At 68.6% G+C, this 25361-nt stretch carries 27 protein-coding genes; 18 read left to right on the forward strand and 9 right to left on the reverse strand.

The features are described from left to right. Positions 1 to 10: 10 nt before the first annotated feature. Both AB4079_RS03090 and AB4079_RS03095 read right to left on the reverse strand, forming a co-directional pair. Positions 11 to 1060, reverse strand: coding sequence for a lipoate--protein ligase family protein (locus AB4079_RS03090; RefSeq protein ID WP_441785807.1), 1050 nt, complete (start codon positions 1058 to 1060; stop codon positions 11 to 13). A gap of 33 nt (positions 1061 to 1093) precedes the next feature. Beyond that, positions 1094 to 1969, reverse strand: a complete 876-nt coding sequence (locus AB4079_RS03095) for an alpha/beta fold hydrolase (RefSeq protein WP_441785808.1) — start codon at positions 1967 to 1969, stop codon at positions 1094 to 1096. Positions 1970 to 2053: 84 nt separating this feature from the next. On the opposite strand from AB4079_RS03095, the gene AB4079_RS03100 reads away from it, so the two are divergent. The 12 genes from AB4079_RS03100 (at position 2054) to AB4079_RS03155 (ending at position 10863) form a co-directional block, all read left to right on the forward strand. Beyond that, positions 2054 to 2473 carry a MarR family winged helix-turn-helix transcriptional regulator gene (locus tag AB4079_RS03100; protein ID WP_441785809.1) on the forward strand — a complete coding sequence of 140 codons (420 nt, stop codon included), beginning with the start codon at positions 2054 to 2056 and terminating at the stop codon, positions 2471 to 2473. A gap of 5 nt (positions 2474 to 2478) precedes the next feature. After that, a complete protein-coding gene (locus AB4079_RS03105) occupies positions 2479 to 3777 on the forward strand; it encodes an MFS transporter (protein ID WP_441785906.1) in 1299 nt (432 codons plus the stop codon). A gap of 476 nt (positions 3778 to 4253) precedes the next feature. Further along, positions 4254 to 4556, forward strand: a complete 303-nt coding sequence (locus AB4079_RS03110; RefSeq protein ID WP_441785810.1) for a hypothetical protein — start codon at positions 4254 to 4256, stop codon at positions 4554 to 4556. A 214-nt stretch (positions 4557 to 4770) separates the two neighbouring features. Continuing rightward, positions 4771 to 5073 (forward strand): hypothetical protein, encoded by a 303-nt coding sequence (locus AB4079_RS03115; protein WP_441785811.1) that lies wholly within the window; start codon positions 4771 to 4773, stop codon positions 5071 to 5073. Beyond that, positions 5070 to 6296 carry a hypothetical protein gene (locus tag AB4079_RS03120; RefSeq protein ID WP_441785812.1) on the forward strand — a complete coding sequence of 409 codons (1227 nt, stop codon included), beginning with the start codon at positions 5070 to 5072 and terminating at the stop codon, positions 6294 to 6296. The genes AB4079_RS03115 and AB4079_RS03120 overlap by 4 nt, the downstream gene beginning before the upstream one ends. A gap of 17 nt (positions 6297 to 6313) precedes the next feature. Then, positions 6314 to 6679, forward strand: a complete 366-nt coding sequence (locus tag AB4079_RS03125; RefSeq protein WP_441785813.1) for a hypothetical protein — start codon at positions 6314 to 6316, stop codon at positions 6677 to 6679. Beyond that, the gene (locus tag AB4079_RS03130; protein ID WP_441785814.1) at positions 6676 to 7011 is read left to right on the forward strand and encodes a hypothetical protein; all 336 of its coding nucleotides are present in this window, start codon (positions 6676 to 6678) and stop codon (positions 7009 to 7011) included. The genes AB4079_RS03125 and AB4079_RS03130 overlap by 4 nt, the downstream gene beginning before the upstream one ends. 71 nt (positions 7012 to 7082) lie before the next feature. Further along, positions 7083 to 7766, forward strand: a complete 684-nt coding sequence (locus AB4079_RS03135) for a nucleoside/nucleotide kinase family protein (protein WP_441785815.1) — start codon at positions 7083 to 7085, stop codon at positions 7764 to 7766. Positions 7767 to 7775: 9 nt separating this feature from the next. Beyond that, a complete protein-coding gene (locus tag AB4079_RS03140) occupies positions 7776 to 8033 on the forward strand; it encodes a glutaredoxin family protein (RefSeq protein WP_441785816.1) in 258 nt (85 codons plus the stop codon). A 114-nt stretch (positions 8034 to 8147) separates the two neighbouring features. After that, positions 8148 to 8909: a nucleotidyltransferase domain-containing protein gene (locus AB4079_RS03145; protein ID WP_441785817.1), complete on the forward strand. Its 762-nt coding sequence runs from the start codon at positions 8148 to 8150 to the stop codon at positions 8907 to 8909. Positions 8910 to 8999: 90 nt separating this feature from the next. Further along, the gene (locus AB4079_RS03150) at positions 9000 to 9971 is read left to right on the forward strand and encodes an aldo/keto reductase (RefSeq protein WP_441785818.1); all 972 of its coding nucleotides are present in this window, start codon (positions 9000 to 9002) and stop codon (positions 9969 to 9971) included. 31 nt (positions 9972 to 10002) lie between these two features. Continuing rightward, entirely contained in the window at positions 10003 to 10863 is an 861-nt protein-coding gene (locus AB4079_RS03155) for an aldo/keto reductase (RefSeq protein ID WP_441785819.1), read from the forward strand. Positions 10864 to 10899: 36 nt separating this feature from the next. Here AB4079_RS03155 and AB4079_RS03160 read toward each other — a convergent pair whose 3' ends face one another. The 5 genes from AB4079_RS03160 to AB4079_RS03180 form a co-directional block, all read right to left on the reverse strand. Further along, entirely contained in the window at positions 10900 to 11766 is an 867-nt protein-coding gene (locus AB4079_RS03160) for a LysR family transcriptional regulator (RefSeq protein ID WP_441785820.1), read from the reverse strand. 73 nt (positions 11767 to 11839) lie between these two features. Then, positions 11840 to 12550, reverse strand: a complete 711-nt coding sequence (locus tag AB4079_RS03165) for a winged helix-turn-helix transcriptional regulator (RefSeq protein WP_441785821.1) — start codon at positions 12548 to 12550, stop codon at positions 11840 to 11842. 6 nt (positions 12551 to 12556) lie between these two features. Further along, complete coding sequence (locus AB4079_RS03170; RefSeq protein ID WP_441785822.1) at positions 12557 to 13012, reverse strand: VOC family protein; 456 nt, start codon at positions 13010 to 13012, stop codon at positions 12557 to 12559. Between the two features lie 57 nt (positions 13013 to 13069). Further along, entirely contained in the window at positions 13070 to 13729 is a 660-nt protein-coding gene (locus AB4079_RS03175; RefSeq protein ID WP_441785823.1) for an MOSC domain-containing protein, read from the reverse strand. Between the two features lie 26 nt (positions 13730 to 13755). Further along, positions 13756 to 15240: a peptide MFS transporter gene (locus AB4079_RS03180; protein WP_441785824.1), complete on the reverse strand. Its 1485-nt coding sequence runs from the start codon at positions 15238 to 15240 to the stop codon at positions 13756 to 13758. A gap of 115 nt (positions 15241 to 15355) precedes the next feature. Between AB4079_RS03180 and AB4079_RS03185 the strand changes: the two genes are divergently transcribed. The 4 genes from AB4079_RS03185 to AB4079_RS03200 all read left to right on the forward strand — a co-directional run bounded on the left by AB4079_RS03185 (position 15356) and on the right by AB4079_RS03200 (position 18514). Next, a complete protein-coding gene (locus tag AB4079_RS03185) occupies positions 15356 to 15793 on the forward strand; it encodes an Lrp/AsnC family transcriptional regulator (RefSeq protein WP_089915549.1) in 438 nt (145 codons plus the stop codon). A gap of 50 nt (positions 15794 to 15843) precedes the next feature. Next, positions 15844 to 16269: an SRPBCC family protein gene (locus tag AB4079_RS03190; protein ID WP_441785825.1), complete on the forward strand. Its 426-nt coding sequence runs from the start codon at positions 15844 to 15846 to the stop codon at positions 16267 to 16269. An 89-nt stretch (positions 16270 to 16358) separates the two neighbouring features. Further along, positions 16359 to 17093, forward strand: a complete 735-nt coding sequence (locus tag AB4079_RS03195) for a response regulator transcription factor (RefSeq protein ID WP_441785826.1) — start codon at positions 16359 to 16361, stop codon at positions 17091 to 17093. After that, the gene (locus AB4079_RS03200; protein ID WP_441785827.1) at positions 17090 to 18514 is read left to right on the forward strand and encodes a sensor histidine kinase; all 1425 of its coding nucleotides are present in this window, start codon (positions 17090 to 17092) and stop codon (positions 18512 to 18514) included. Before AB4079_RS03195 ends, AB4079_RS03200 begins: the two co-directional genes overlap by 4 nt. Before the next feature lie 6 nt (positions 18515 to 18520). Here the strand turns inward: AB4079_RS03200 and AB4079_RS03205 are convergent, their stop codons facing one another. Beyond that, positions 18521 to 19354 (reverse strand): aldo/keto reductase, encoded by an 834-nt coding sequence (locus AB4079_RS03205; RefSeq protein WP_441785828.1) that lies wholly within the window; start codon positions 19352 to 19354, stop codon positions 18521 to 18523. 20 nt (positions 19355 to 19374) lie between these two features. Next, complete coding sequence (locus tag AB4079_RS03210; RefSeq protein ID WP_441785829.1) at positions 19375 to 23049, reverse strand: proline dehydrogenase family protein; 3675 nt, start codon at positions 23047 to 23049, stop codon at positions 19375 to 19377. 80 nt (positions 23050 to 23129) lie between these two features. On the opposite strand from AB4079_RS03210, the gene AB4079_RS03215 reads away from it, so the two are divergent. Both AB4079_RS03215 and AB4079_RS03220 read left to right on the forward strand, forming a co-directional pair. Further along, positions 23130 to 24719 (forward strand): phytoene desaturase family protein, encoded by a 1590-nt coding sequence (locus AB4079_RS03215; protein ID WP_441785830.1) that lies wholly within the window; start codon positions 23130 to 23132, stop codon positions 24717 to 24719. An 84-nt stretch (positions 24720 to 24803) separates the two neighbouring features. Beyond that, the gene (locus tag AB4079_RS03220) at positions 24804 to 25355 is read left to right on the forward strand and encodes an SRPBCC domain-containing protein (protein WP_441785831.1); all 552 of its coding nucleotides are present in this window, start codon (positions 24804 to 24806) and stop codon (positions 25353 to 25355) included. Positions 25356 to 25361: the final 6 nt, after the last annotated feature.

Genomic DNA, 25361 nt, shown 5'->3' on the forward strand with positions numbered 1-25361 from the left:
AGACCCAACGTCACGGCACGCGGTACAGCCACTCCTCGGTGTCGAACTTCTCCGCCACCAGCTGCTCCGCCGCCGCGTACTCGGCGTCGGTGAGGTCACCGTCCGTCGCGCCGTACAGGTTCCGGAAGGTGAGCTTCATCTGCTCGATGATCTCGGCGCGGCTGAGGCCGGTCTGGCTGCGCAACGGGTCCACCCGCTTGGCCGCACTGGTGATGCCCTTGTCGCTGATCTTCTCGCGGCCGATGCGGAGCACCTCGGTCATCTTCTGGCCGTCCATGTCGTAGCTCATGGTGACGTGGTGCAGCACGGCGCCCGACCCGAGCCGCTTCTGCGCGGCGCCGCCGATCTTTCCGGTCGGGCTCGTGATGTCGTTGAGCGGCTGGTAGACGGCGTCGATGCCGAGCGACTTGAGAGCGACGATCGCCCACTCGTCGAGGAAGGCGTAACTGTCCGCGAAGCTCATCCCCTGCACCAGGTCGGCCGGGGCGTAGATCGAGTACGTGACGACCGATCCCGCCTCCATGAACATCGCACCGCCGCCGGTGATGCGCCGGACGATCTGGACGCCGTACTTGGCCGCGTTCTCCGGGTCGACCTCGTTCTTGACCGACTGGAAGCTGCCGATGACGACGGCCGGCTCGTCCCACTCCCAGATGCGAAGCGTTGGACCGCGGCGTCCCTCGCCGACCTCGTTCGTGAGCACCTCGTCGAGGGCCAGGTGCATCTGCGGTGACACCGCCTTGGCGTGCACGATCTGCCAGTCGTAGTCGCGCCAGCTCGTCGCCTTGGCCAGAGCGCGGCGGACGGTCACGGCGACGGCCTCCGGCGAGAAGCCGAGCAGGCTGGCACCCTCCGGGAGGGCCTCCTTCACCGCGGTCGCGATGGTCTTGGCGTCCACCTCGGCGGGGAGGCCGTTCACCGCCGCGTCGATGGCCTCCAGGGCGGAGTCCGGTTCGAGGAAGAAGTCGCCCGCGAGCTGGAAGTCCGAGATCCTGCCGTCGACCACCTCCAGGTCGACGACGACGAGCTTGCCACCCGGGACCTTGTACTCACCATGCATGGCTTCAGCCTACGACCGCACGGCGACGGGTCGTCAGCTGCGCGACGGGAAGCGGTCGGCCAGCCACGTGGTCAGGTCGGCGAAGACCTCCTCGCGGTTGGTCTCGTTGAAAACCTCGTGCCGGGCCCCCTCGTAGACGATGGTCGTCACGTCCGTCAGTCCGGAGCGCGAGCGCAGAGCCGCCTCGAGCTTCCGGGCGCTGACCGGCCCGCCGAGCGGGTCGTCCGAGCCGACCTGGATCAGCACGGGCAGGTCGTGGGCGAGGTGGCGAGCCGGGCGGCCGATGAGCCGCGCCGCGTCCATCGTCCCGAACAGCTTCTGCAGCGGGGTCAGCGTGGTCAGCGGGTCGTCGACGAACGCCTGCGCGACGGCCGGGTCGCGGCTCAGCCACTCGGCGCCGGTGGTGCCGAGCTTCGCGTGGCGCTTGTTCAGGTCGCCGCCGTTCATGGAGCCGAGCATCCGGTAGGCCGTGCCAGAGAGCACCATGGCGTCGTACTCGTCGCTGTGCCGGTTGAGCAGCAGCTGGCCGATGAGCGAGCCCCAGCTGTGGCCGACGAAGACGAGCGGCAGATCGGGGTTCTCGTCGCGGATGAGGGTGCTGAACGCGTGCACGTCGCGCACCGCGGCGCGCAGCCCACCGGGCCCGAGGCGGCCGAGCCTGCTCGCATCCCCTTTCCACTGCTCCATGCCGGTGCGCCCGTGCCCGAGGTGATCGTCGGCGTAGACGAGAAACCCGGCGGCGGCGAGCCGCTCGCAGAGCTCGCGGTACCGACCGGCGTGCTCGCCCACGCCGTGGGCGAGTTGCACTGCGGCCGCCGGTGTTGTGCCGGTCGCCTGTGGCGCGTACACATCGAAGTGGATGCGGACGCCGTCCTCGTCATCGAAGGTCCGGTCGTGTTCGCTTTGCACGGGCTCATTCTGACGTACGCCGACGGCGAAGGGGGTTTAGTTAGCCAGCCTAATTTGTTAGGCTAACTATGTATGAATGGACGGATGTCGACTCACGACCTCAGCGGCGCGCTCCGCGTCGCGGTGGCGCGGCTCTCCCGGCGCCTGCGCGCCGAGAAGGCGGACGACGAGCTGAGCGACTCCCAGACGGCGGCGCTCGCCTACCTCGTGCGTGAGGGGTCCGGCACGATCGGCCGCCTCAGCGAGTTCGAGCGCGTCAGGCCCCCGTCGATGAATCGCACCGTCAATCGGCTCGAGGAGGCCGGCTACGTCCAGCGGACGGCGGACGCCTCGGACGGCCGCAAAGTCGTGGTCGTCCCCACCGAGCGGGGCGCCGAAGTGGTCGCGCAGACCCGCCAGCGGCGGGATGCCTGGCTGCACCAGCGCCTGCGCACGCTCAGCCCCGAGGAGCGCGCCACCCTGGCGGAAGCCGCCAGGATCATGCGGGAGCTCGCCGACTCGTGAGCGCCATGTTCCGGTCCCTCAACGGGGTCAACTACCGCATCTGGGCGGGTGGCGCGATCGTCTCGAACGTCGGCACCTGGATGCAGCGCACAGCTCAGGACTGGATCGTCCTGACCCAGCTGACCCACAACAACGCGTCCGCCGTCGGCTTCGTCATGGCGCTCCAGTTCGCGCCGCAGCTCCTGCTGCTGCCCGTGACCGGATGGGCAGCCGACCACCTCGACCGCCGCAAGCTGCTCATGGCGACGCAGGGGGCGATGGGCGCCCTCGGGCTGGGCCTCGGCATCCTCACGGTCACCGGTGCTGTGCAGCTCTGGCAGGTCTACCTGTTCGCCGCCCTCCTCGGCGTCGTTGCCGCCTTCGACGCGCCCGCACGGCAGACGTTCGTCTCCGAACTCGTCGCCGGCCCCAACCTCTCGAACGCGGTGGCACTCAACTCCGCATCCTTCAACGTCGCGCGGTTGATCGGGCCTGCGGTCGCCGGACTCCTCACGGCAGCCGTCGGCGCCGGCTGGGTCTTCCTCATCAATGCGGCCACCTTCGGTGCAGTCCTGCTGTCGCTGGCGATGCTGCGGCGGGAGCAGCTGTACCGGACGGAACGCGCCAAGCGGTCACGCGGCGGCCTCGTCGACGGCTTCCGCTACGTGCGCAAGCGGCCGGACATCCTGGTCATCCTGGTCATGGTGTTCCTGATCGGCACCTTCGGCCTCAACTTCCCGATCTTCATCGCGACCATGTCGGTGAGCGTGTTCCACCGGGGTGCGGGCGAGTACGGCCTCCTGTCGTCGATCATGGCGATCGGCTCGGTCGTCGGGGCGCTGCTGTCGGCCCGGCGGGAGCGCCCGCGTGTCTCGCTGCTGTTCGCGGGAGCGGCGTTCTTCGGCTTCGGTTGCGCGCTGGCGGCCGTCATGCCCACCTACTGGCTGTTCGCGCTTGCGCTGATCGTGATCGGCGTCTCGTCCCAGACCCTGATGACGACCGCCAACGGCACGGTGCAGCTGACCACGGACCCGGTGCTGCGCGGACGCGTGATGGCGATCTACATGGCCATCTTCATGGGCGGTACCCCGATCGGCGCCCCCATCGTCGGCTGGGTCGCCGACGCGTTCGGCCCGCGCTGGGCGCTGGGCGTCGGCGCGGCGAGCGGTTTCGCCGCAGCACTCGTCGGCGTCTTCTACCTGGTGAAGTACCGCGGTCTCCGGGTGCGCTTCACCCGGATGCGTCCCCGCGTCGTCCTCGCCCCGCCCGAGGTCGTCCGCCAGCAGCTCGAAGAGACTGAGGCCACCGCCACCCGCGCGTCCTGATCCGGCGGACGCGGGACTCGCCGGGTAGCTCGACGGTCCTAGCGATATGCGGAGGGCGTGACGCGTCGCGAACGGGTGAATTGCTTCGTCTTAGGACGCAGACGGGCCGGTGAGCCGTCCAGCCGTGGACCTTCGAGCATCGGCCCGGGCATCGGGCCGGGTTTCGTGGGAGGGAGCGGTGTGCCGCCAGAGCCACCCACGCCACTCCTTCGCATGCCTCTGACGGTGATTTACAGCGACGGAACGTCGGAGGTTATCGAATGACGACCGGTTGGCCGCGTCACGATCGGGCGAACGCGCCGTCTTAAGACATAGACCGGTCTATAGACCATCTGACGTGGCCCTAGTCGGGTTGATGTGATTCGAGGTCGAAGGGAGGAGCACTCGTGCGAGTGCCTCGAGTAGTGGGTGTTCTGGGGCTGTTCCTCGTGCTTCTGGCGGGTTCGACGGCTTGTTCGATGATAGGAGATCGCTTGATGACGAAGGATAAACCGAACCTAGCGTTGCAGCGGGAAGCGGCGGTGGCTTACCGCAGGGATTGGCAGCCGAACGTTGAGAAGATCAGATTCACCCAGGAGGGTAACCGTCCCGGGTTCGGCGTTCCGTGGAGTGTGAACGCGGTGGCCACAGTCGGCGGTACGGAGTACCAGGTGATCATCGGCCCGAACGACTCCCCAGGATTTCCGACAGGATACCCGCCGCCGGATTCACCCATGCCGCCGCCAGCGGTGCCGCTGACGGTGGTCTATAGCGATGGAACGTCGGAGGTCATTGAATGACATCCGGTTGGCCGCGTCACGATCGGGCGAGCGCGCCGTCTTAAGACATAGACCGGTCTATGGATGGTCCGAGCGTGGGCTCGCGATGTGGTTCATGTGTTCGACGTCGAAGGAAGGAGCGCTCGTGCGAGTGTCTCGGGTGGTTGGTGTTCTGGGGCTGTGCCTCGTGCTTCTGGCGGGTTCGACGGGTTGTTCGATGATAGGAGATCGCTTGATGACGAAGGACAAACCGAACCTGGCGTTGCAGCGGGAGTCGGCGCTGGTATTCCGTGCCGATTGGCCGAACGTCGAGGAGATCCAGTTTCCCCGTGAGGGTAAGAGGCCGGGGTTCGGCGCTTCGTGGCGGGTCTATGCGGTGGCCACTGTGGGTGGCACGGAGTACCAGGTAATCATCGGCACAGACAACGGAGCCGCCTTCGTGGGAGGGAGCGATGTGCCGCCAGAGGCTCCTACACCGTCTCCAGCAGTGCCGCTGACGGTGGTCTATAGCGACGGAACGTCGGAGGTTATTGAATGACGACCGCCGAGGAGTACCTGAAGATTGCTAACGAGGCTTACGCAGTGGACCCGTTGTGGCATGGTCTACCTCCACTTCGAATGGGATCCAAGTTTACCGCTGGTAGTGGGGAACATCAGCAGCTCTACCAGGTGATTGATTCCGAGAATGATCCGGTGAGTGGGTTTCAGGCGATGGCAGTTGTGCCGGTGGTGAATGGGAAGCCGGACATGTCCCACATCACTGTGTCGTATGCGGGGACGAATCCGGATCATCGGGCGGATCTTCTCTCGGATGTGGAGTCGGTCGTCGGTGGTCAGCAGGGGTCGGGTAGCCAGGTGTTTGACGCGAAGATGTTCGCTGCCCGGGTGCGAGATCAGTACCCTGGTGCAACCTTCACCACGGCGGGACACTCGCTGGGTGCGTTCCTGGCGTTGTTGATCGCGGCCGAGAACGGGTGGTCGGCGACGACGTTTAACGGACCTGACCCGTGGGAGTCGTTGTCGCCGCAGGCGAAGGAATGGTTGCGGAACGAGCTGGCGGCCGGGCGCAATCCGCTGCACAACTATGTCAACGAGCGTGACCTGATCGGCAACCTGTACCCGAACAAGACCGGATCTGCGGACTACGTGACCGACCGGGCAGGTAGGTCCATCTTCGGTTACCACAACATTGGAAAAGGGGGAGGCTTCGAGGTCAACCCGGACGGCACGATCAAGGGTGCCGGGGCCAAGGGCCGCTCTCTGGAGGAGATCATCGAGAACGCGGTCCACCTACCGGGCTTGGCCCAAGCGCTGGGCCCTGGGCTCACCGGCCTGGTCGCCACGTTGCGAAACCCGGAGTTCACGAAGAGAGCCGGCAACAGCATCGCCGGCCTGATCGTCACCGTGAACACGGTCTCCGCACTGGGGCTCGCGGCGAGCATCGCAGGCACACAGGTGGCGCTGGCCGAGATCAAGCAAGCGAACGCCCGGCTCGTCCCGCGCATGGAGGAGGGACTGCTGGCCGCGATGAACGCCGCAGCGCTGCTGCCCTACATCACCACCCTCGACATCGAGAACTGCGTCCATCAGAACCGGCTGCACGTGCACCAGAGGATCGACGAGAACGCCGTCGCGGAGGTCGACCGACTCGTCGACAAACACATCTCCCGAGTGAACGAGATCTCCGACGGCATCTCCAACGCCGTCCTCCACACCTTCGCCCAAGACGCGCAATGGGCTCTCGCCTTTGCGACACAGTAGACAGAAGGAAACACGACATGTCCCACTACGGCGGCGATGACCCGTACCAGTTCGTTCAAGACCTGTCCGACCACCTCAACCTCGAGGTCGAGACCGGAGAGAAGGGAGTTCAGGACTGGATCGAGGGGCAAGTGCACAGCGTGGCGGTTGGTCTGCTGCACAGCATGCTCCCCCCGCTCGTCCACGCGAACACCTCCGTGGTGAAGATCAGCGAGTCCACCACCGTGATCGGTGCCGGCGGAGTCGTCGGATTCACTATCGGCACAGCGGATGTCGGCAACACCGTGCTCGCCGGCGCGGTCGCCGACAAAGTGAAAGAGGGGATCGGCGAGCTCCGTTCGGATAGCGACTACGCGCGAGGGGTGAACAGCATCACATGGTGAACTACCGATCACTCCACGAACTCGACGACGCTCAACAGCGGGAGAGCCAAACCGCCAGGCTGCGCATCGAGCTAGCCGAGGAATACGTCGCCTACTACCGCTCCCGCATCCACCTGGTGCAGGAAAGCTCCTACGAGCTCAGCGCACGCCACAGCACCCAAGACGACCCCGACTTCCGAACCGAACTCCAACACGTCTCCGACCTGACCGACCAGAACACCCGCCCAGCAGGCCAAAGGATCGCCGCGCTCGAAGAGGACTACCACGCCATGACAGCCCGGCACTCGCAGGAGCAGGAAGACTTCATCGAAGCGCAACGAAACAACGAATGACCAATGGCCGGTCCGGTCCCTCGACTTGCCGCCACCCGCGCGTCCTGACCGGGGTCCGCGCGCGGGCGAGAATGGGACACGTGACCTCCGCCACCGCCTCTCACGATCTGACCGTGCTCGCTCAGCGTGCCCTCGCGCTCGCACCCGAGGGCCACCGCGTGATCCTCGGCGTCGCAGGCAGCCCGGGCTCCGGCAAGACGACGCTCGCCCGCACGATCGCCGACCGCGTCGACGACCTGGCGGGGGCCGGCACCGCCGTTCACCTGCCCATGGACGGCTTCCACCTGGCCAATGCGACGTTGGATGCGCTCGGGCGGCACGACCGGAAGGGCGCGATCGACACCTTCGACGGCTGGGGCTTCGTCGCCCTCCTCGAACGCGTGCTGGCCGAGACCGGCAACACTGTCTACGCGCCCGCCTTCGAGCGGGCCGTGGATGAACCTGTCGCCGGCTCCATCCCGATCCCGCCGGGCACGAGGCTGGTCGTCGCCGAAGGCAACTACCTGCTCGTCGACCAGGACCCTTGGTCGCGCATCCCGGACCTGCTGGCCGAGGGCTGGTTCGTGACGACACCAGAGGCAGAGCGCATGCGACGCCTGGTCGACCGCCACACCCGACACGGACGCACGGTGGAGGCCGCGACCGCGTGGGCTCGGGACGTCGACGGCGCGAACGCCGTGCTGATCGAGGCCTCGCGGGCCCGCGCGACGCTTCTGGTCGACGGCACCACCGGGCTCCCAGGTGCCGTCGCTTAACCTGGAGCAATGACCTCCCCGACCCCTGCCTTCGACCGCGTGACCGTCTTCGGTGCCGACTGGTGCCGCGACTGCATCCGCTCCAAGTCGCTCCTCGACCGGCTCGGCGCCGACTACGAGTACATCGACCTCGTCGCCCGCCCCGAGGAGGCCGACCGCGCCCACGCGATCAGCGGCCGGACCAACATCCCCGTCGTCGTCTTCCCGGACGGCCGCCACCTGGTCGAGCCGACGGACCCCGAACTCGAGGCAGCGCTCCGCGCCTGACGCGCACCGGCACGCCCGCACCCCCGCGCGACTCGCGACTACATGTCGCAACTCGCGCCGAATACGAGCAACGACTCGCCACTCGCGCGCACGCGTGGTGGATAGCATCGCCCAATGGATAGCGCACTCAGACGGTTGGTCGATCAACTCGCGACAATCGAGGGCGTGCAGGCGGTGGCACTCGGCGGTTCCCGGGCAACGGGGGAAGCACGTGCCGACAGCGACTGGGACCTCGGCGTCTACTATCGCGGGGATTTCAGCCCAGCGAGCGTCCGTGCGCTCGGCTACCCGGGCGAGGTCTCCGAACTGGGGGCGTGGGGCGGCGGCGTGTTCAACGGCGGAGCCTGGCTGACCGTCGATGGCACGGCGGTGGACCTGCACTGGCGCGACCTCGACGTCGTCGATCGGGAGCTCGCGGACGCTGCGGCCGGCAGGATGCACATCGAGCCGCTCGCCTTCCACCTGGCCGGCATTCCGGGATACATCCTGCTGGCGGAACTCGCCATCGCCGACGTGCTGGTCGGATCCCTCCCCCGCCCGGACTACCCGCAGGCGCTTCGCGCGTCAGCGCCCGCCGTGTGGTCCGGGATCGGGCAGCTGCACGTCGGATATGCCCGATCGCACGCAGCCGCCGGACGAGTGGCCCAGTGCACCAGCACGCTCACCGTCGCCGTCCTCCAGACCGCCCACGCCGCACTCGCATCCCGCGGCACGTGGGTCACCAACGAGAAGCGCCTGATGGACTACGCCGGCCTTCGAGACCTCGACCGGATCGTGACCGAGGGCGCGACCAACTCGGACCTCGCCGCCATGTGCGACCGCGTCGAGGCCCTCTGCCAGCCGATCTGGGCGACGATATCCACGGCTCCAGCCTGACCGCCGCAAGCGGATTGATCGACCAGGGCGCGCAATCCGATCCGAATCACCTGTTGGACAACTGACTCTCGCCGGCGGAGAGTGGCGAGCATGGAGTACACACACCTGGGCCGGTCCGGCCTGAAGGTCTCGCGCCTCGTCCTCGGCACGATGAACTTCGGTCCGCAGACCACCGAAGAGGATTCCCACCGGATCATGGACGCCGCGCACGACGCCGGCATCAACTATTTCGACACCGCCAACGTCTACGGCCAGCACAAGGGCCGCGGCGCGACGGAGACGATCGTCGGCAACTGGTTCGCGCAGGGCGAGGGCCGCCGCGAGCGGACCGTGCTGGCGACGAAGCTGTACGGCGACATGGGCGACTGGCCGAACGAGGGCCGCCTGTCCGCGCTGAACATCCGGCGAGCGCTGGATGCGAGCCTCAGGCGCCTGCAGACCGACTACATCGACATCTATCAGTTCCACCACGTCGACCGGGACACTCCGTGGGACGAGATCTGGCAGGGCATCGAGACGGCGATCGCGCAGGGCAAGATCCTGTACGCCGGCTCCAGCAACTTCGCGGGCTGGCACATCGCCACCGCGCAGGCCGAGGCGCGCAAGCGCAACCTGCTCGGGCTCGTCAGCGAGCAGTCGATCTACAACCTGCTGACCCGGCAGGTCGAGGTGGAGGTGCTGCCCGCGGCGCAGGCGAACGGTGTCGGCGTGATCGCCTGGTCGCCGCTGCAGGGCGGACTGCTCGGCGGCGTCGTGCGCAAGCAGAACGAGGGCAAGCGCCGGCTGGAGGGTCGCGCAGCGGAGACGCTGGAGAAGCATCGCGAGGCCATCGAGTCGTACGAGGCGTTCGCCGAGGAGCTCGGCCACGAGCCAGGCGACCTGGCGCTCGCCTGGCTGCTGTCCCGTCCGGGAGTGACCGGGCCCATCATCGGCCCGCGCACGCAGGAGCAGCTGGACGGCGGCCTGCGCGCACTCGACATCACCCTCGACGGCGCAGCGCTGGCGCGGCTCGACGAGATCTTCCCGGGCCACCGGACGGCTCCCGAGGACTACGCCTGGTGATTCCGGGCAGCAACCGAACAGAAGGAAACACGTGAAGACACGCACCATCGGCGACGTTCAGGTCTCGGCCATCGGCCTGGGCGGCATGCCCATGTCGATCGAGGGGCGCCCTGACCGGGAGCGCGCGATCGCGACCATCCACGCGGCGCTGGATGAGGGGATCACCTTCATCGACACCGCGGACGCGTACCACCTGCACGCGGACGAGGTCGGTCACAACGAGGAGCTCATCGCGGAGGCGCTCCGCACCTGGGGCGGCGACGCCTCCACCGTGCTCGTCGCCACCAAGGGCGGCCACCTCCGCCCGGGCGACGGCTCCTGGACCCTGAACGGCCGTCCCGAGTACATCGCGCAGGCCGCCAAGGAGTCGCTGCGACGGCTCGGAGGCGACGCCATCGGGCTGTACCAGTTCCACCGTCCTGACCCGGAGGTGCCCTACGCCGAGTCGGTCGGAGCGGTGCGCGATCTGCTCGACGAAGGCATCATCCGGATGGCGGGCATCTCGAACGCGAACCCGCAGCAGATCCGGGAGGCTCAGGAGATCCTGGGAGGCCGCCTGGTGTCGGTACAGAACCAGTTCTCCCCCGCGTTCCGCTCCAGTGAGCCGGAGCTGCGCCTGGCGGACGAGCTCGGCATCGCCTTCCTGCCCTGGAGCCCCCTCGGCGGCATCACATCCGCTGGCGACCTCGGAAGCCGCTTCGAGCCGTTCAAGGACGTCGCGGACGCCCGTGGGATCAGCCCCCAGGTCGTCGCGCTCGCCTGGCACCTGGCGCAGAGCCCGCACGTCATTCCGATCCCTGGATCGTCGCGACCCGAGACCATCCGGGACTCGGCCAGCGCAGTGGATGTGGAGCTCACCCCCGAGGAGCTCGACGCGCTGAACGCGGCCTGACGGCCGAACGACGGACGGCCGAACGACGGACGCCGGTCAGGCCGGCTCGAGCTGCGCGATGAAAGCCGCTGCGGCCGGGCTGGGCTGATCGGAGACCGCGACGGCGACCGTCCACGCCGGGGCGCCCTGCAGGCCGACGGCCCGCAGGGCGTCCGGCCGTTTGAGGGCGAAGCTCGCCGGAACGACGGCGACCCCGAGATTGTAGCCGACGAGGTCGAGCAGGGGATGCACGTCGTTGACCTCCATCGCGGCCCGGTAGTCGAAACCGGCCGCCGCGAACGCGCGCCGGGTCAGCGCCTGCGCTCCCCAGCCCTCCTGGAAGCCCACCAACGGCTCGCCGCGCAGGCGATCCAAGGGGATGCTGCGCTCGGCGGCGAACCGGTGCCCGGGATGGCAGAGCACCAGCATCTCCTGCGTGCTCAGCCGGCGGAACCGCACTCCCGCCGGCGCGTGGCCGGTGTCGACGACCAGGGCGACATCCGTCCGTCCGCCGGCGACGTCATCCACCAGCTCCTCCGAGCCGGAGTAGCGCAGCCGCACCTCGACGCCCGGATTCGCCGTCCGGAAGCCGGCCAGCTCCGCCGGCAGGTCGACCGCCCCCAGGCACGGCTCGGCCCCGATCGTCAGACGGCCGCGCACCAGCCCGCGAACCGCGGCGACCGCATCCCGCGCGGCCGCGGCGCTGGCCAGCGTGCGCACCGAGTCGGCGAGCAGCGCCTGACCGGCCGAAGTCAGCTCCACGCGGCGGGTGCTGCGGACGAAGAGCGAGGTGCCCAACTCCTGCTCCAGCGAGCGGATGGACGCAGAGAGCCCCGACTGCGAGATGCGCAGCAGTTCGGCCGCCCGGGTGAAGTGGCGCTCCTCCGCTACAGCGACGAAGTGCTCGAGTTGACGCAGTTCCATTCAGTGATCGTACTGCTCAGTAGGGCACTCGCCATACGCTCGATCGATGTCTCGCGAACGCCACCCGGCCGCGTCAGGCGACCGACGCCTCTGGTGCCGCCTCGGCGCCCGGCAGCGGATCGAAGCGGAAGGTGCGCCGGAAGCGAGCCAGCAGCTCGTCCCTCCCCGCAAGAACCTGCACCGCAACCATCCCGCCGCAGAGCAGCCCGCCGAGGTCGTCCCGGTCGACCCGGAGTTCGAGCACATCCGCGGGCGCCGCGATGTCCACCCGGCGGTGCGGCTGCGGCAGGGCAGCCGGGCCGACGTCCATCACGTCCAGCAGCCGCCCATCCACCACCGCACTCACCGACGTCTCGCCGGCGTGCAGCAGATACTCGGTGGGGGGCAGCGCCTCGGCCTGCCGGTCGTGGAACGCCGCGTGCAGCGTCACCGCGAGCGCGTCGGCCGTGAGCACGTCCGCCTCTGCGCCCTCGCCCGCCTGCGCCCAGCCCCACCGCTCCAGCGCCAGCACGACCGGTTCCAGCTCGCGGCCGAGCGCCGTCAATTCGTAGCCGCCGCGCACGGTGGGTACCCGGCGGACGACGCCGGCCTCCTGCAGTTCCTTCAGCCGGTCGCTGAGGATGTTGGTCGGGATGCGCGGCAGCCCGGCCTTCAGGTCGCTGTAGCGCCGCGCCCCCGCGAGCAGGTCGCGGACGATGAGCAGAGCCCACCGCTCGCCGACCCGCTCGAGGGCACGCGCGACGCCGCCGGACTGGCCGAAGCCGCGGGGAGATCGAGCGGCCATGTGTGATCAGGCCTGGGCCGGAGCGCCGGCTCCCTGCTCGGACATGTAGAGCTCCGGGCCCTTCTCGACGGCGGCGGGGGCCATGTAGAGGTAGGACAGGTTGTTGCCGTCCGGGTCCTCCAGGTCACGGGAGTACATGAAGCCGTAGTCCTGCGCCGGGCGCGGTTCGCTGCCGCCTGCTTCGAGGCCCTTGGCGAGGATCGCGTCGACCTCCTCGCGCGAGTCCTGGCTCAGCCCGATCGACGCGCCCGCCTGGGTCCGCGGGTCGATGATCTCCTTGTCGGTGAACGTCGCGTAGAACTCGCGGGTCTGCACCATGAAGTAGATGGTGTCGCTGAGCACGACGCACGCGGCGTTCTCGTCGGTGAAGAGCGGGTTGATGGTGTAGCCGAGCGCCTCGTAGAACGCCTTGGAGCGTTCGAGGTCGCTGGTGGTGAAGTTGACGAAGATGTTGGTGGCCATGTGTTCCTCCTGAGGTGATCCGGTGGTTCGACATGGCCTAGCTTGCTCTTTGCAAGTTCACTTGTCAAGAACAAGTAAATACTGTTTGCGAATGTGCGCGATTGATTCCCGCATCTCACGAGCGAGCATCAACGCGCCCTCGGCTTCTGCCGCCTCGAGAGCATCCGCCTGGGGTGCGTCCGCGCCCGAGAACCACGACGCGACCGTGACACCGTGACCCGGACGCGACAGCACCCGGACGGAGTCACCCGCACCGACGCTCCCCGACTTCACGACCGACAAGTACGCGCCGGGCCGCCCTTCCTGCGTGAAGCGCTTCACCCACTGCGGCTCGCGCATCCGCCGCTGGAAGACGGCGCACGGCTCCCGGGGGCACGTCACCTCGACGACCAGTTCGTCGCCGATGGCCCACCGTTCGCCGATCTCCGCGCCGTTGACGTCGATCCCCGCCGTCCGCAGGTTCTCGCCGAACAGCCCGGCCGTGATGTCGCGGCCCAGCTTCTCGGCCCAGAAGGCGGCGTCCTCCTCGGCGTACGCGTAGAGCGCCTTCGACACCCCGCCGTGGTGCTTCCTGTCGGCCTGCACGTCCCCGTGCAGCCCGAGCGGACGCACCCGCAGGCGTCTCTCGACCGGCCGCTTATCGATGGCCGTGACGCCGATTGTCCCGGTATCGGGATGCAACTGCTCGACACGGCACACCGCCAGAATCTCCGCCATCGGCCCAGTATGCCAGCGCCCGATTCTCAGCGGACGCCGCGCATCAGCCGCAGCACCCACGGGCTGATCACGGCGAGCATGATGCCGATCACGACCGCGACGCCGCCGATCACGCTGAAGTAGATCCCCTCGGTCGCCGGGTGGTACAGCTTCGCCAGCTGACCGGCCATCGCCGTCCCGAGGGCCACCGAGAGGAAGTAGAGGGCCACCATCTGCGCCTGGAACGACCTCGGCGCGAGTTTCGTCGTCACCGAAAGCCCGGGCGGTGAGATGAGCAGCTCCGCCACCGTGAAGACGAGCAGGATGCCGATGATCGCCAACAGCGGAGTGCTGTTCGGGCCGCCGCCCGCCCAGAACAGGAACAGGAAGAACGCCAGCCCCATGATCACGGTGCCCGCCGCGAACTTGATCGGCGTCGACGGCTGCTTCGCGCCCCACTTCGTCCAGATCGCCGCGAAGACACCCGACAGGATGATGATGAAGATCGGGTTGATCGACTGCACCCAGGAGACCGGGAACTCCCAGCCGAACAGGTTGCGGTCCAGCCGCTCGTCGGAGTAGATCGTGAGCACGGTGAACTGCTGCTGGTACAGCGACCAGAACGCTGCGTTCGTGATGAAGAGGGGGATGAATGCCAGGATCCGGCTGCGCTCCTCGCCCGTCAGCAACCGGGACGACAGGATGACGATGAAGTACGCCACCGCGGCGGCGATGGTCACACCGATCACCCACAGCGCCAGGTTGAACGCGTTGACGACGTGGGTCAGCACGAGGACGACGATGACGATCACGGCGGCGACCGCGACGCCGATCACCAGCGCGTAGCGGCCACGCGGCAGCGGGTTCGGAACGTGGCGTGCCTCATCCGGCAGCCGCTTCCGGCCCAGCGAGTACTGGATGAGGCCGATCGCCATCCCGACCGCCGCCAGCCCGAACCCCCAGTGGAAGCCGAGCGTCGTCTGCAGCAGGCCGGTCAGCAGGGGCCCGAAGAAGGCGCCCAGATTGATGCCGAGATAGAACAGCGAGAAGCCGGCGTCTCGCCGCGGATCCTTCTGCTCGTACAGCGTTCCGACGATTCGAGTGGCGTTGGCCTTGAGTCCGCCGCTGCCCAGTGCGACGAAGAGCAGGCCGACCAGCACACCGGCGACGCCGGGGATCAGCGCGAGCGAGATGTGGCCGGCCATGATGACGACCGCGCTCCAGAACAGCACCCGCTCCGAGCCGAAGAGGCGATCGGCGAGCCACGCGCCGAGGATCGTCGAGAGGTACACCGCCCCGCCGTACGCGCCGACGACCCCGGCCGCGGTCGGCTGGTCGATCCCCAGACCGCCGCGCGCGGCGGAGTAGTACAGGTAGATGAGGAGGATGCCCTGCATCCCGTAGAAGGAGAACCGCTCCCACATCTCCACGCCGAAGATGTTCGCCAGCGCACGCGGCTGACCGAAGAAGCCGTGGCTGGCGTCGTCGTCCCGCCTGGCTGGCCTGGTATCCGTTTCACTCATGGCGCCCATGGTGCCACCGTCACGGGCCCGGCGAAACGCTCCGCTCGGCCGGACGTTGCGCGACTGCGCACGATTTGACCACTTCAGTGACGCTCACGCAACGATTCACCATAAACTCGGGCTCGTGGACAACCTCGATCGCAGCATCCTCGACCTCCTGCGTCAGAACGCGCGGGCCGGCTACGGCGACATCGGCTCCGTCGTCGGACTCTCGGCGTCGGCCGTCAAGCGTCGCGTCGACCGCCTGGTCGCCGACGGGGTCATCCGCGGGTTCACCATCCAGGTCGACCCCGCGATCGACGGCATGAGCACCGAAGCGTACGTCGAGCTGTTCTGCCGGGGCACCGTGTCGCCGGAGGAGCTGCTCCGCATCCTCTCGGCCGTACCGGAGGTCGTGGACGCCGGAACGGTGACCGGCAGCGCCGACGCGATCGTCCACATCCGCTCACGCGACATCCCGAGCCTGGAGGCGGCGCTGGAGAAGGTGCGGCTCGCCCCCAACGTCGACCACACCCGGAGCGCGATCGTGCTCTCGCGCCTCATCAACCGCGGGCACGCCTGAGCGTCGCGAAACTTCAAGACACGAGCTTCCCAGTGGATGAGACTGGCGGCATGACCACGACAGCACGAGCCGACATCCACGTGGACGCCTCACGCGACCGCCTCTGGGAGGCGCTGACCGACCCCGACACCATCGCGCGCTTCCTCTTCGGCAGCCGCGTGGAGACGGATTGGCGCGAAGGCAGCCCGATCACCTACCACGGCGAATGGGACGGCAAGCCGTACGAAGACAAGGGCGTGATCCTCGAGTTCGTTCCCGGCGACCGACTGGTGACCAGCTACTACAGCCCGCTCAGCGGCAAACCCGACGAGCCGGCCAGCTACCAGACCGTGTCCTACCTGCTCGCGGACGACGGCGACGGGACGCTCGTCGCGATCACCCAGGACGGCTGCGCCGACGACGCAGAGGCGGAGCGGATGGGCGAGAACTGGGGCATGGTGCTGCAGACGCTCAAGACGGTGGTCGAGGGCGACTGACCCGCCTCCTGCGAGAATCTTCAGCCCGGGCGAGCCGTGCCGACGCCTCATCAGAGCACGGACACGGGCAAGAGTGGCACGATGGGCGCATGAAGCTGCTCGTTGTCGAAGACGATCCGGACATGGGGGGCCTCGTTCAGCGAGGGCTCGCGGCCGAAGGCTACGACGTCACACTCGTAACCAACGGGGTCGACGCGATGATCGCCCTGCGCGACAACGTCTTCTCCGCAGCCGCGATCGACGTGATGCTCCCCGGGATGAGCGGCTTCGAGCTGTGCCGCCACATCCGCGAGGCGTCCAACCCGATGCCCATCCTGCTGCTGACCGCACGCGACGCCATCGAGGACCGCGTCCACGGCCTCGACTCCGGTGCCGACGACTACCTCACGAAGCCGTTCGCGTTCGCCGAGCTGGCCGCCCGCGTGCGGGCGCTTCTGCGCCGGGAGCCGACCGGGATGCGCCCCCACGTATCGGTCGGGCGACTGACGATCGACTCGCACGAGCACCAGGCTCTGGTGGCCGGACACGAGATGCCGCTCAGCCGCCGCGAGTTCACGCTCTTGCGGCTGTTCGCAACGAACCCGGACAAGACCCTGTCCCGCGCGGACATCCTCGAGGCGGTCTGGGGGACCACCGACAACATCGGGACCAACGTCATCGACCAGTACGTCTCGTACCTGCGGAAGAAGCTGGATGCCGCCGGAGCCGGGCTCTCGATCGTCACCGAGCGGGGACGCGGCTACCGCCTCGATGCCCGCAACGCCGCGGAGTTCAAGCGCTCCGACGCCGACAGCTCCGTACACGGCGCCGCGCCCACGCCGTGAATCGGCTGCGACGGCTGTCGATCACGGCGCGGATCACGATCGGCAGCCTGGTCGTCGCCGCTTTGTTCGCTCTCGTCGCCGTCGTGATCATCCGGATCGGGGTCTCGTCGATCCTCCACAACGCCACGACCACGTTGCTCAACAACGACATCGCGGCGCCGGCGGAGTCGCTTCCCGCGAAGCCGGGAGGCCCGTTCGACCTGCCGGGCGGCGGACAGGAGCTCGCGATCGTGTCGAAGGACGGCACCATCCTGGCGTCGACCCTGCCGGACGGTTTGCAGGACCGGATCGACCGACTGATCGACCAGGGCGACCAGCCGCGCGATGTTCAGGTAGGCCCGGAGAACTATCTCGTGCTCAGCCGGAGCGTTGCGACGTCGTCGGGCGTCATGTACGTCGTGGCGGCGCGGAACGGCGAGACCACGGCGCTTCTGCTGGACCGGCTCACGGCTGCCCTGCTCGTCGGCGCCGGGGTGCTCATCTTCGCGTTCGGGGCGGCCTCCTGGCTGCTGACGCGCACGGCGTTGCGCCCGGTGAGCCGGATGCGCGAACAGGCCGACCGCATCGCAGCTTCCACGCCCGACAAGGTCGGTCTGCTCCCGGTCGGACCGGCGCAGGATGAACTGTCGGAGCTTGCGACCACGCTCAACGACCTCATCCTGCGCTTGCGGGCGTCCGCGGACCGGGAACGCCAGATGGTGTCGGACGCGAGTCACGAGCTGCGCACCCCGCTCGCTGTGTTGCGCGGACAGCTGGAGCTGGCCGAGTTGGATGCGGGCGACCCGGACGCGCTGCTCCACGACATCCGCTCGTCGCACTCCACGGCGATCCGGCTGGCCCAGCTGGCCAACAATCTGCTGGAGCTGTCCCGGATCGAGGCGGGGCCGTCCAGCGGACGGATAGACTGGCGCACCCTTGTCGACGAACTGACCGACGCGATCGACCGGGCGCGGCTGCTGGTGAGCAGTGACGACGACTCGGCCGGCATCTCCGTCGACTTCGAGTACGACCCACGCCGGCGACCGGCACCCGGGGCACGGGTGGCGCTGTCGCCCACGGATTTCGGCCGCATCCTGGACAACCTGCTGGGCAACGCGATCACGGCGATCCGCTCGACCGATGACGAGCATGAGGATGCGACCGTGACGGCATCGCTCGTGCTGTCTGTGGATGCGAACGGCGGCGAGACCGTCGTCCTGACCGTGCGCGACTCGGGGCCGGGCATGCCGGAGGAGTTCATCCCGGTGGCCTTGGACCGGTTCACGCGCGCGGACGGTTCGCGCACGGGTCAGTCCGGCGGTGGGCTCGGCTTGGCGATCGTGGGCGCCCTCGCGGACGCGGCGGGTGGCCGGGTGGCGCTGGCGAATTCGGAGCCGTCCGGCCTGACGGTGACCGTGACGCTGCCACTGCTCCGCAACTGAGACCGGTCAGTGCCCGGCGCGGTCGGAGTCGACGCCGGCGTCGGGGCCTTCGTCGAGGGAGTCGAGTGCGGCCAGATCGTCAGCGTCGAGCTCGAAGTCGAACACCGCGAAGTTCTGGGCCATCCGCTCGGGGTTGCGTGACTTCGGGATGGCGACCAGCCCGTTCTGGATGTGCCAGCGGAGGACGATCTGGCTGGGCGTGCGGCCGTGCTTCTCGGCCAGACGGCTGAGCGCCGGTTCGGCCAGCAGGTCGCCGGTGCCCCCGATGGGGCTCCAGGATTCGGTGACGATGCCGTGCTCGCCGTCGTAGGCGCGCTGCATTCTGCGCGGGATCGCCGGGCTGAGCTGGATCTGGTTGACGGCCGGGACGACCCCGGTCTCGGCGATGAGCCTGTCGATGTGGGCCGGCTTGAAGTTGGAGACGCCGATCGCGCGGGCCTTCCCCGTCTCGCGCAGGCGGATGAACGTCTCCCACGTGTCGACGAACTGGTCGCGCTGGGGCAGCGGCCAGTGGATGAGCAGCAGGTCGACGTAGTCGAGGCCGAGCCGCTGCAGGCTGGCGTCGAGGCCGCCCACCGCGCGGTCCTGCCCCTGATAGACGCCGTCGAGCTTGGTGGTGACGAACCACTCGTCGCGAGGCAGCCCGCTGGCCGCGACGCCCCGCCCCACGCCGACCTCGTTGCCGTATTTGACCGCCGTGTCGACGTGCCGGTAACCGATCCCGGCCGCAGCCACGACGGCCTTTTCGACCTCGGCGTCATCGAGCGGCCAGGTGCCCAGGCCGATCTGGGGGATGCTGCCGCCGTCACGGAAGGGGAGGGAGGGGATCGGGGTCGCCATGGCTGACACCTTACGCGGGCTCAAATCACGCCGTCGGACAGCGCGGTGGGGTTGCCGAACCGATGGTTGGTGATGGAGATGGCCTGTTCTCGGAGGAAGGTGAGCACCTCGACCCGGCCTGAGGGCGTCACCGGTCCGCTGTAGACGGCGACGTCGGGGCTCCCTCCCAGTGCGGCGGCCAGCGCGGCTGGGTCGCCTCCGATCAGGCGGATCCGGTGCGCGGTGATGCGTCTGCCACGCACCCGGGAGAGCCAGTGCGCATCCGATTCGACGACCACCTCGACCTCACGTTCGCGCAGCAGTGCGAGCATCCCCTTGGGCAGCGGTACGGGCGTGCTGACCGTGAACGGCGACCGGGCGACGGTCCCTGCCGCCATGACGCGCAGCAACTCCGGGAGCGAGCTGCCTTCGGAGAGACGGATCGCCACCGGGACCGGGCGGTAACGGAACAGGTTGCGCTCGACGCCGAGCGCGGAGACGTCTCTCACCCGGTGGTATTCGTTCGCTACGGCGATCGCATCGCTGAGGGCCGAGCGGCGGACGAGGTCGAAGGACGGATAGTCCATGGACGCCTGACCCGACTCGATGAGATCGGACACTCGTGGCTCGAGGCCGCGGAGGTGGAGGCTGGAGCTCGAATGGCCCGCCTCCGGCACCCAACTGCCGAGGCCGATCAGGTAGTTCGGGCCGCCGGCCTTCGCACCGGCTCCGACCGAGGATCGCTTCCAGCCGCCGAACGGCTGTCGCCGTACGATCGCACCGGTGATGCCACGGTTCACGTAGAGGTTGCCTGCCTCGACGGTGTCGAGCCAGTGCGCCAGCTCGTCGGAGTCGAGCGAGTGGAGACCGGCCGTCAGCCCGTACTCGACCGCGTTCTGGTAGCGGATGGCTTCGTCGAGGTTCCGTGCCGTCATGATGCCGAGCACCGGCCCGAAGAACTCGGTCAGGTGGAAGTACGAGCCCGGCTGCACGCCGGTGCGAATGCCGGGCGACCAGAGCCGCCCCGACGGGTCGAGCGCCCTCGGTTCGACCAGCCACTCCTCCTCCGCACCGAGGGTGGTGAGCGCATGGTGCAGCTTGCCGGACGCCGGCTCGATCAGCGGCCCCATCTGGGTGGCCGGCTGTTGCGGATAACCGACCCGCATGCTGGTCGTCGCATCGATCAGCTGGCTGCGGAAACGCTCGGACTTCGCCGCAGAACCGACCAGGATGACGAGGCTCGCCGCCGAGCACTTCTGGCCGGCATGCCCGAACGCGCTCTTCACGATGTCGGAGACCGCGAGGTCGTAGTCGGCGCTCGGCGTCACGATGATCGCGTTCTTCCCGCTGGTCTCGGCCAGCAGAGGAAGGTCGGGTCGCCATGAGCGGAACAGGCGCGCGGTCTCGTACGACCCGGTCAGGATGACCCTGTCGACCCGCGGGTCGGAGATGAGTTGCTGACCGAGTTCGTTCTCTGCCACGTCGACGAGGGCGAGCAGTTCGCGGGGCACACCGGCCTCCCACAGTGCCTCCACCATCACCGCGGCCGATCGGCGGGCCTGCGGCGCCGGCTTGATGATGACACCGCTTCCAGCGGCGAGCGCGGCGAGCACCGACCCGGCCGGGATGGCGACCGGGAAGTTCCACGGCGGCGCGACGACGGTCAGCGCCGACGGGATGAAACGCGCTCCCTGCACCACATCCAGTTCACGCGCGCGTGTGGCGTAGTAATGGGCGAAGTCGATCGCCTCGCTGACCTCTGGATCGGCCTCGGCGATGGTCTTGCCCGTCTCGGACGCCATGACCTCGATGAGGCGGTCGCGATTCGCTTCGAGGGAATGACCGGCACGGTCGAGCAGCGCCGCACGGTCGTGGCCGGTGCGTCCGCCCCACCCGGCTCCTGCCTCCACCACCATCTGCATGATCCGGTCGAGGCGGTCCCTCTCTGTGACGACAGCGGAGGCGATGGTGTCGGCGCCGATCGTCGACGCTTCCGCCCGGGCGAGGATGCGCCGTCCCCAGGCACGGTTCGCCGCGCGCGACGGATCCGTGTCCGGAGCATTGCGGAATTCCTCCGTGCGGCCACTCGCCGCGGCGGGTTCAGTGCGTTCCGGTGTCGGCTCGGTTGAGGGCGGGAGAAGGTCCATCCCGCCCGACCCGCGCGTCAGCCCGAGCACGACGCTGGTCAGTCCCTGCTCGTCTGCCGCCGCCGCAGTGGGCGCGGGCGGCCGCGTGAACGACGGCGCGGACGCCTCCTCCCATTCGTGGGTGCGGTCCTGCTGGCGGTTCGGCACCGGCGCCGTTCCCCGAGGGCCGTCATCCGCTTCCAACTCGGCCACCGACGCCAGGAAACGCTCCTTCTCGCGCTCGAACAGCCCCCGGTCCGAGCCGAGGTCGAACACCGCCGACATGAAGTTCTCCGGACTCGCGTTCTCCTCGAGTCTCCGGATCAGGTACGAGATGGCGACGTCGAATTCGCGGGGATCCACGACGGGCGTGTAGAGCACCAGGCGACCCACGGTGCGGGTGACGACCGCCGCCTGCTCCGTCGCCATCCCGAGCAGCATCTCGAAGTCGATGCGATCGGTGACACCTCGCCGTGAGGCGAGCAGCCACGCGTAGGCGATGTCGAACAGGTTGTGACCTGCGACGCCGATCTTCACCGCGTCCGCATGCTCCCGTGTCAGCGCCCAGTCGAGGACGCGCTTGTAGTTCGCGTCCGTCGACTGCTTGCTCGAATAGGTCGCGAGCGGCCAGTCGTGGATCGTCGCATCCACGTGCTCCATCGCCAGGTTCGCGCCCTTCACGACGCGCACCTTGATGGCGGCTCCGCCCTGGACCCGCCGCTGTGTGGCCCACTCGGTCAGCGTCTGGAGCGCGTCCAGCGCGTCCGGCAGATACGCCTGCAGAACGATCCCGGCCTCAAGCCCGAGGAACTGCGGCTTGCTGAGGATGGCGGTGAAGACGGCCATGGTCAGGTCGAGATCGCGGTACTCCTCCATGTCGAGGTTGATGAACTTCGGGGTTGGCGACGCCGCCGCCAGTTCGTAGAGCGGTGTGAGCCGCTCGACCACCCGCTCGACCGTCTCGTCGAATGCCCACATCGAGAGCTGCGAAGCGATGGACGACACCTTGATGGACACGTAGTCGACGTCGTCCCGCGCGAGCAGCGTCCGCGTTCCCTCGAGCCGTCGGAGAGCCTCCTTCTCGCCGAGCACCGCCTCGCCCAGCAGATTGAGGTTGAGACGTGCGCCGTGGCCGTCGGGGTCGCTCGACCCGCGGAGCCTCTCGATGGCCGGGCCGAGCTTCTCGGGCGTCGCATCCACCACCAGATGACCGACCATGCGGCGCAGCACGCGCCGCGCTGTCGGGACGACCACCCACGGAAGCACCGGGCCGAACACCCCGCCGAGCCAGATCGCCAATCGCTGGTGCCAGGGCAGGAACCGCGGAATGCGCCTGGCCACCCGCTGCAGGTTGTACCCCGCGACGAACAGGTCTTGCGGACGCGCCACACCGTCGACGAAACCGACCGCGAAGTCCAGCCCGTCGGGGTCGCGGAGCACGCCCGCGAGCCGTTCCGCCGCTGGATCCCGGCGGCCGGCTGAGCCGTCATCCGCCCGTGCGCTCTCGGCGAGCCAGCGCTGCACCAGCCCGACCGCCTCGTGAGCGATCGCCGCCGGGTGCACCTCGACGCCATCTGTTCCATCGACCATGCTCACGACACTATTACCCGGCGCTGTACGGGCCCGGAAGCGACCTGAAGATGTGGATAACTCGCCGGTAGAGTCGATCCATGAACGACCGCGCCACCTCGACCTCCGCCGCGACGCACGACATCGTCATCGTCGGAGGGGGTCACAACGGACTGACCGCCGCGGCCTACCTGGCGCGCGCCGGCAAATCCGTCATCCTGGTCGAACGGCTCGACGACGTCGGCGGCGCCGCCGTCAGCGCCCAGGCGTTCAGCGGCGTCGAGGCGCGGCTCTCCCGCTACTCCTACCTGGTCAGCCTCCTTCCGCAGCGGATCATCGAAGACCTCGGCCTCGACATCCGGCTGGCACGCCGCCGCTACTCGTCCTACACGCCCGTCCCGGGCGACCCGGACGGCGCAGGGCTCCTGATCGACAACACCGACGAGGTGGCGACCGCGGCATCCTTCGCCCGCATCGGAGCGGCCGACGACGCAGCGGGCTTCGACTCGGTCTACCGGAGCACGGGCGAACTGGCGCGGGCGCTCTGGCCGACGGTCACCGAGCCGCTCCTCACGCGTTCCGAGGCACAGGCTCTCGTGGGCGACGACGAGTTGTGGGATGCGCTCGTCGAGCGTCCCATCGGCGACTTCATCGAGTCCCGGGTGCAGAACGACGTGGTGCGCGGTGTCGTCGCCACGGACGCCCTCATCGGCACCTTCGCGAGCGTCTCCGACCCCGGCCTCGCTCAGAACCGCTGCTTCCTCTATCACGTGATCGGCCAGGGCACCGGCGAATGGGACGTCCCGGTCGGCGGGATGGGCGCGGTCACCGGCGAGCTCCTGCGCGTCGCCCGCGAGGCCGGCGCCCGCATCGTCACCGGCGCCGAGGTCACACGGATCGACCCGGACGGAACCGTGGAATACGTCCGCAACGGCCACGAACGCCGCGTCGAGGGACAGAACGTGCTGGTGAATGTGGCGCCCGAGGTGCTCGACCGACTGCTCGGCGAGACGCCCGAGCCGCCCCGCGAGAAGGCCGAGGGCGCCCAGGTGAAGGTCAACCTGCTGCTCGAACGCCTCCCCCGGCTTCGCGACGAGTCCATCGACCCGAAGGCGGCGTTCGGCGGCACCTTCCACATCAACGAGACGTACGGTCAGCTCGAGGAGGCCTACTCGGGCATGACCCGCGGCGTCATGCCCGAGCTGCTCCCGTGCGAGATCTACTGCCACACGCTGGCGGATCCGAGCATCCTCGATCCCGAACTTGCGGAGTCCGGCGCGCAGACCATCACCGTCTTCGGCCTGCACACACCCGACCGCTGGCTCACTGACGAGAACAACGACGCGACGCGGCAGCGGCTCCAGGATGCGGTGCTCGCCTCGCTCAACTCCGTCCTGGCCGAACCGGTCGAAGACCTGCTGCTCACCGACGCGGAGGGCCGTCCCTGCATCGAGACGAAGACGACCCGCGACCTCGAGCAGGCGCTCAACATGCCCGGCGGCAACATCTTCCACGGTCCGCTGTCGTGGCCTTTCGCCGAGGACGACGACGCACTCGACACGCCCGCCGCGCGCTGGGGCGTCGCCACACGCCATCCGCGCATCCTCCTGTGCGGCTCCGGGGCGCGGCGCGGCGGCGCCGTCAGCGGCCTCGGCGGCCACAACGCCGCGATGGCCGTGCTCGAAGGCTGAAAGCTCTCGAAGCGTCCCCCTGCCGATTCGGCGGCAGCATGACTAAGGTGTGGATCACCAGAGGCTGAGCCGACGGAGGTCACAATGATGCCGCAGCCGACAGGACGACTCGTCCGTAAGGACGACGGGGTATACCTCGTCTTCGACCGGATGTTCAAAGCTCCCATCGAGCACGTATGGCCGTACTTCGGCCGGTCACCGCGCCTGGCCGAATGGCTCGGCGAGTACACCGGCTCCGGGGCCACAGGTGCGGTGAAGCTGCGGATGACCGCGGACGGCACAGAGGGACCGTGGGAGGACGTCACTGTGATGGAGTGCGCCGCACCCCATCGCCTCCACGCCGATATCGGGGCGGCAGGCGCATCCCACCGCATGTTCGCGCACCTCACCGAGGCGAGCGGCCATACGACGGTCACCGTCGGCCTGAGGCTCCGATCGCTGCTGGAGGAGGCCGACGCCGGCCCGCGCTGGGACTACTACCTCGACCGGCTGGTCGCCGCACACGATCACAAGCCCCAGCCCGACTGGAGCAACTACCAGCCCGCGATGGACGAGCACTACCGGATCCTGTGTCGTGAACTGGACCGGGATCTGCGCTCGGATGCAGCCGCTGCGCGGTCGGGAGCCTCCCGCTGACCTGCC

The organism is Leifsonia sp. 2MCAF36 (assembly GCF_052115525.1).
Taxonomy (GTDB): domain Bacteria; phylum Actinomycetota; class Actinomycetes; order Actinomycetales; family Microbacteriaceae; genus Leifsonia.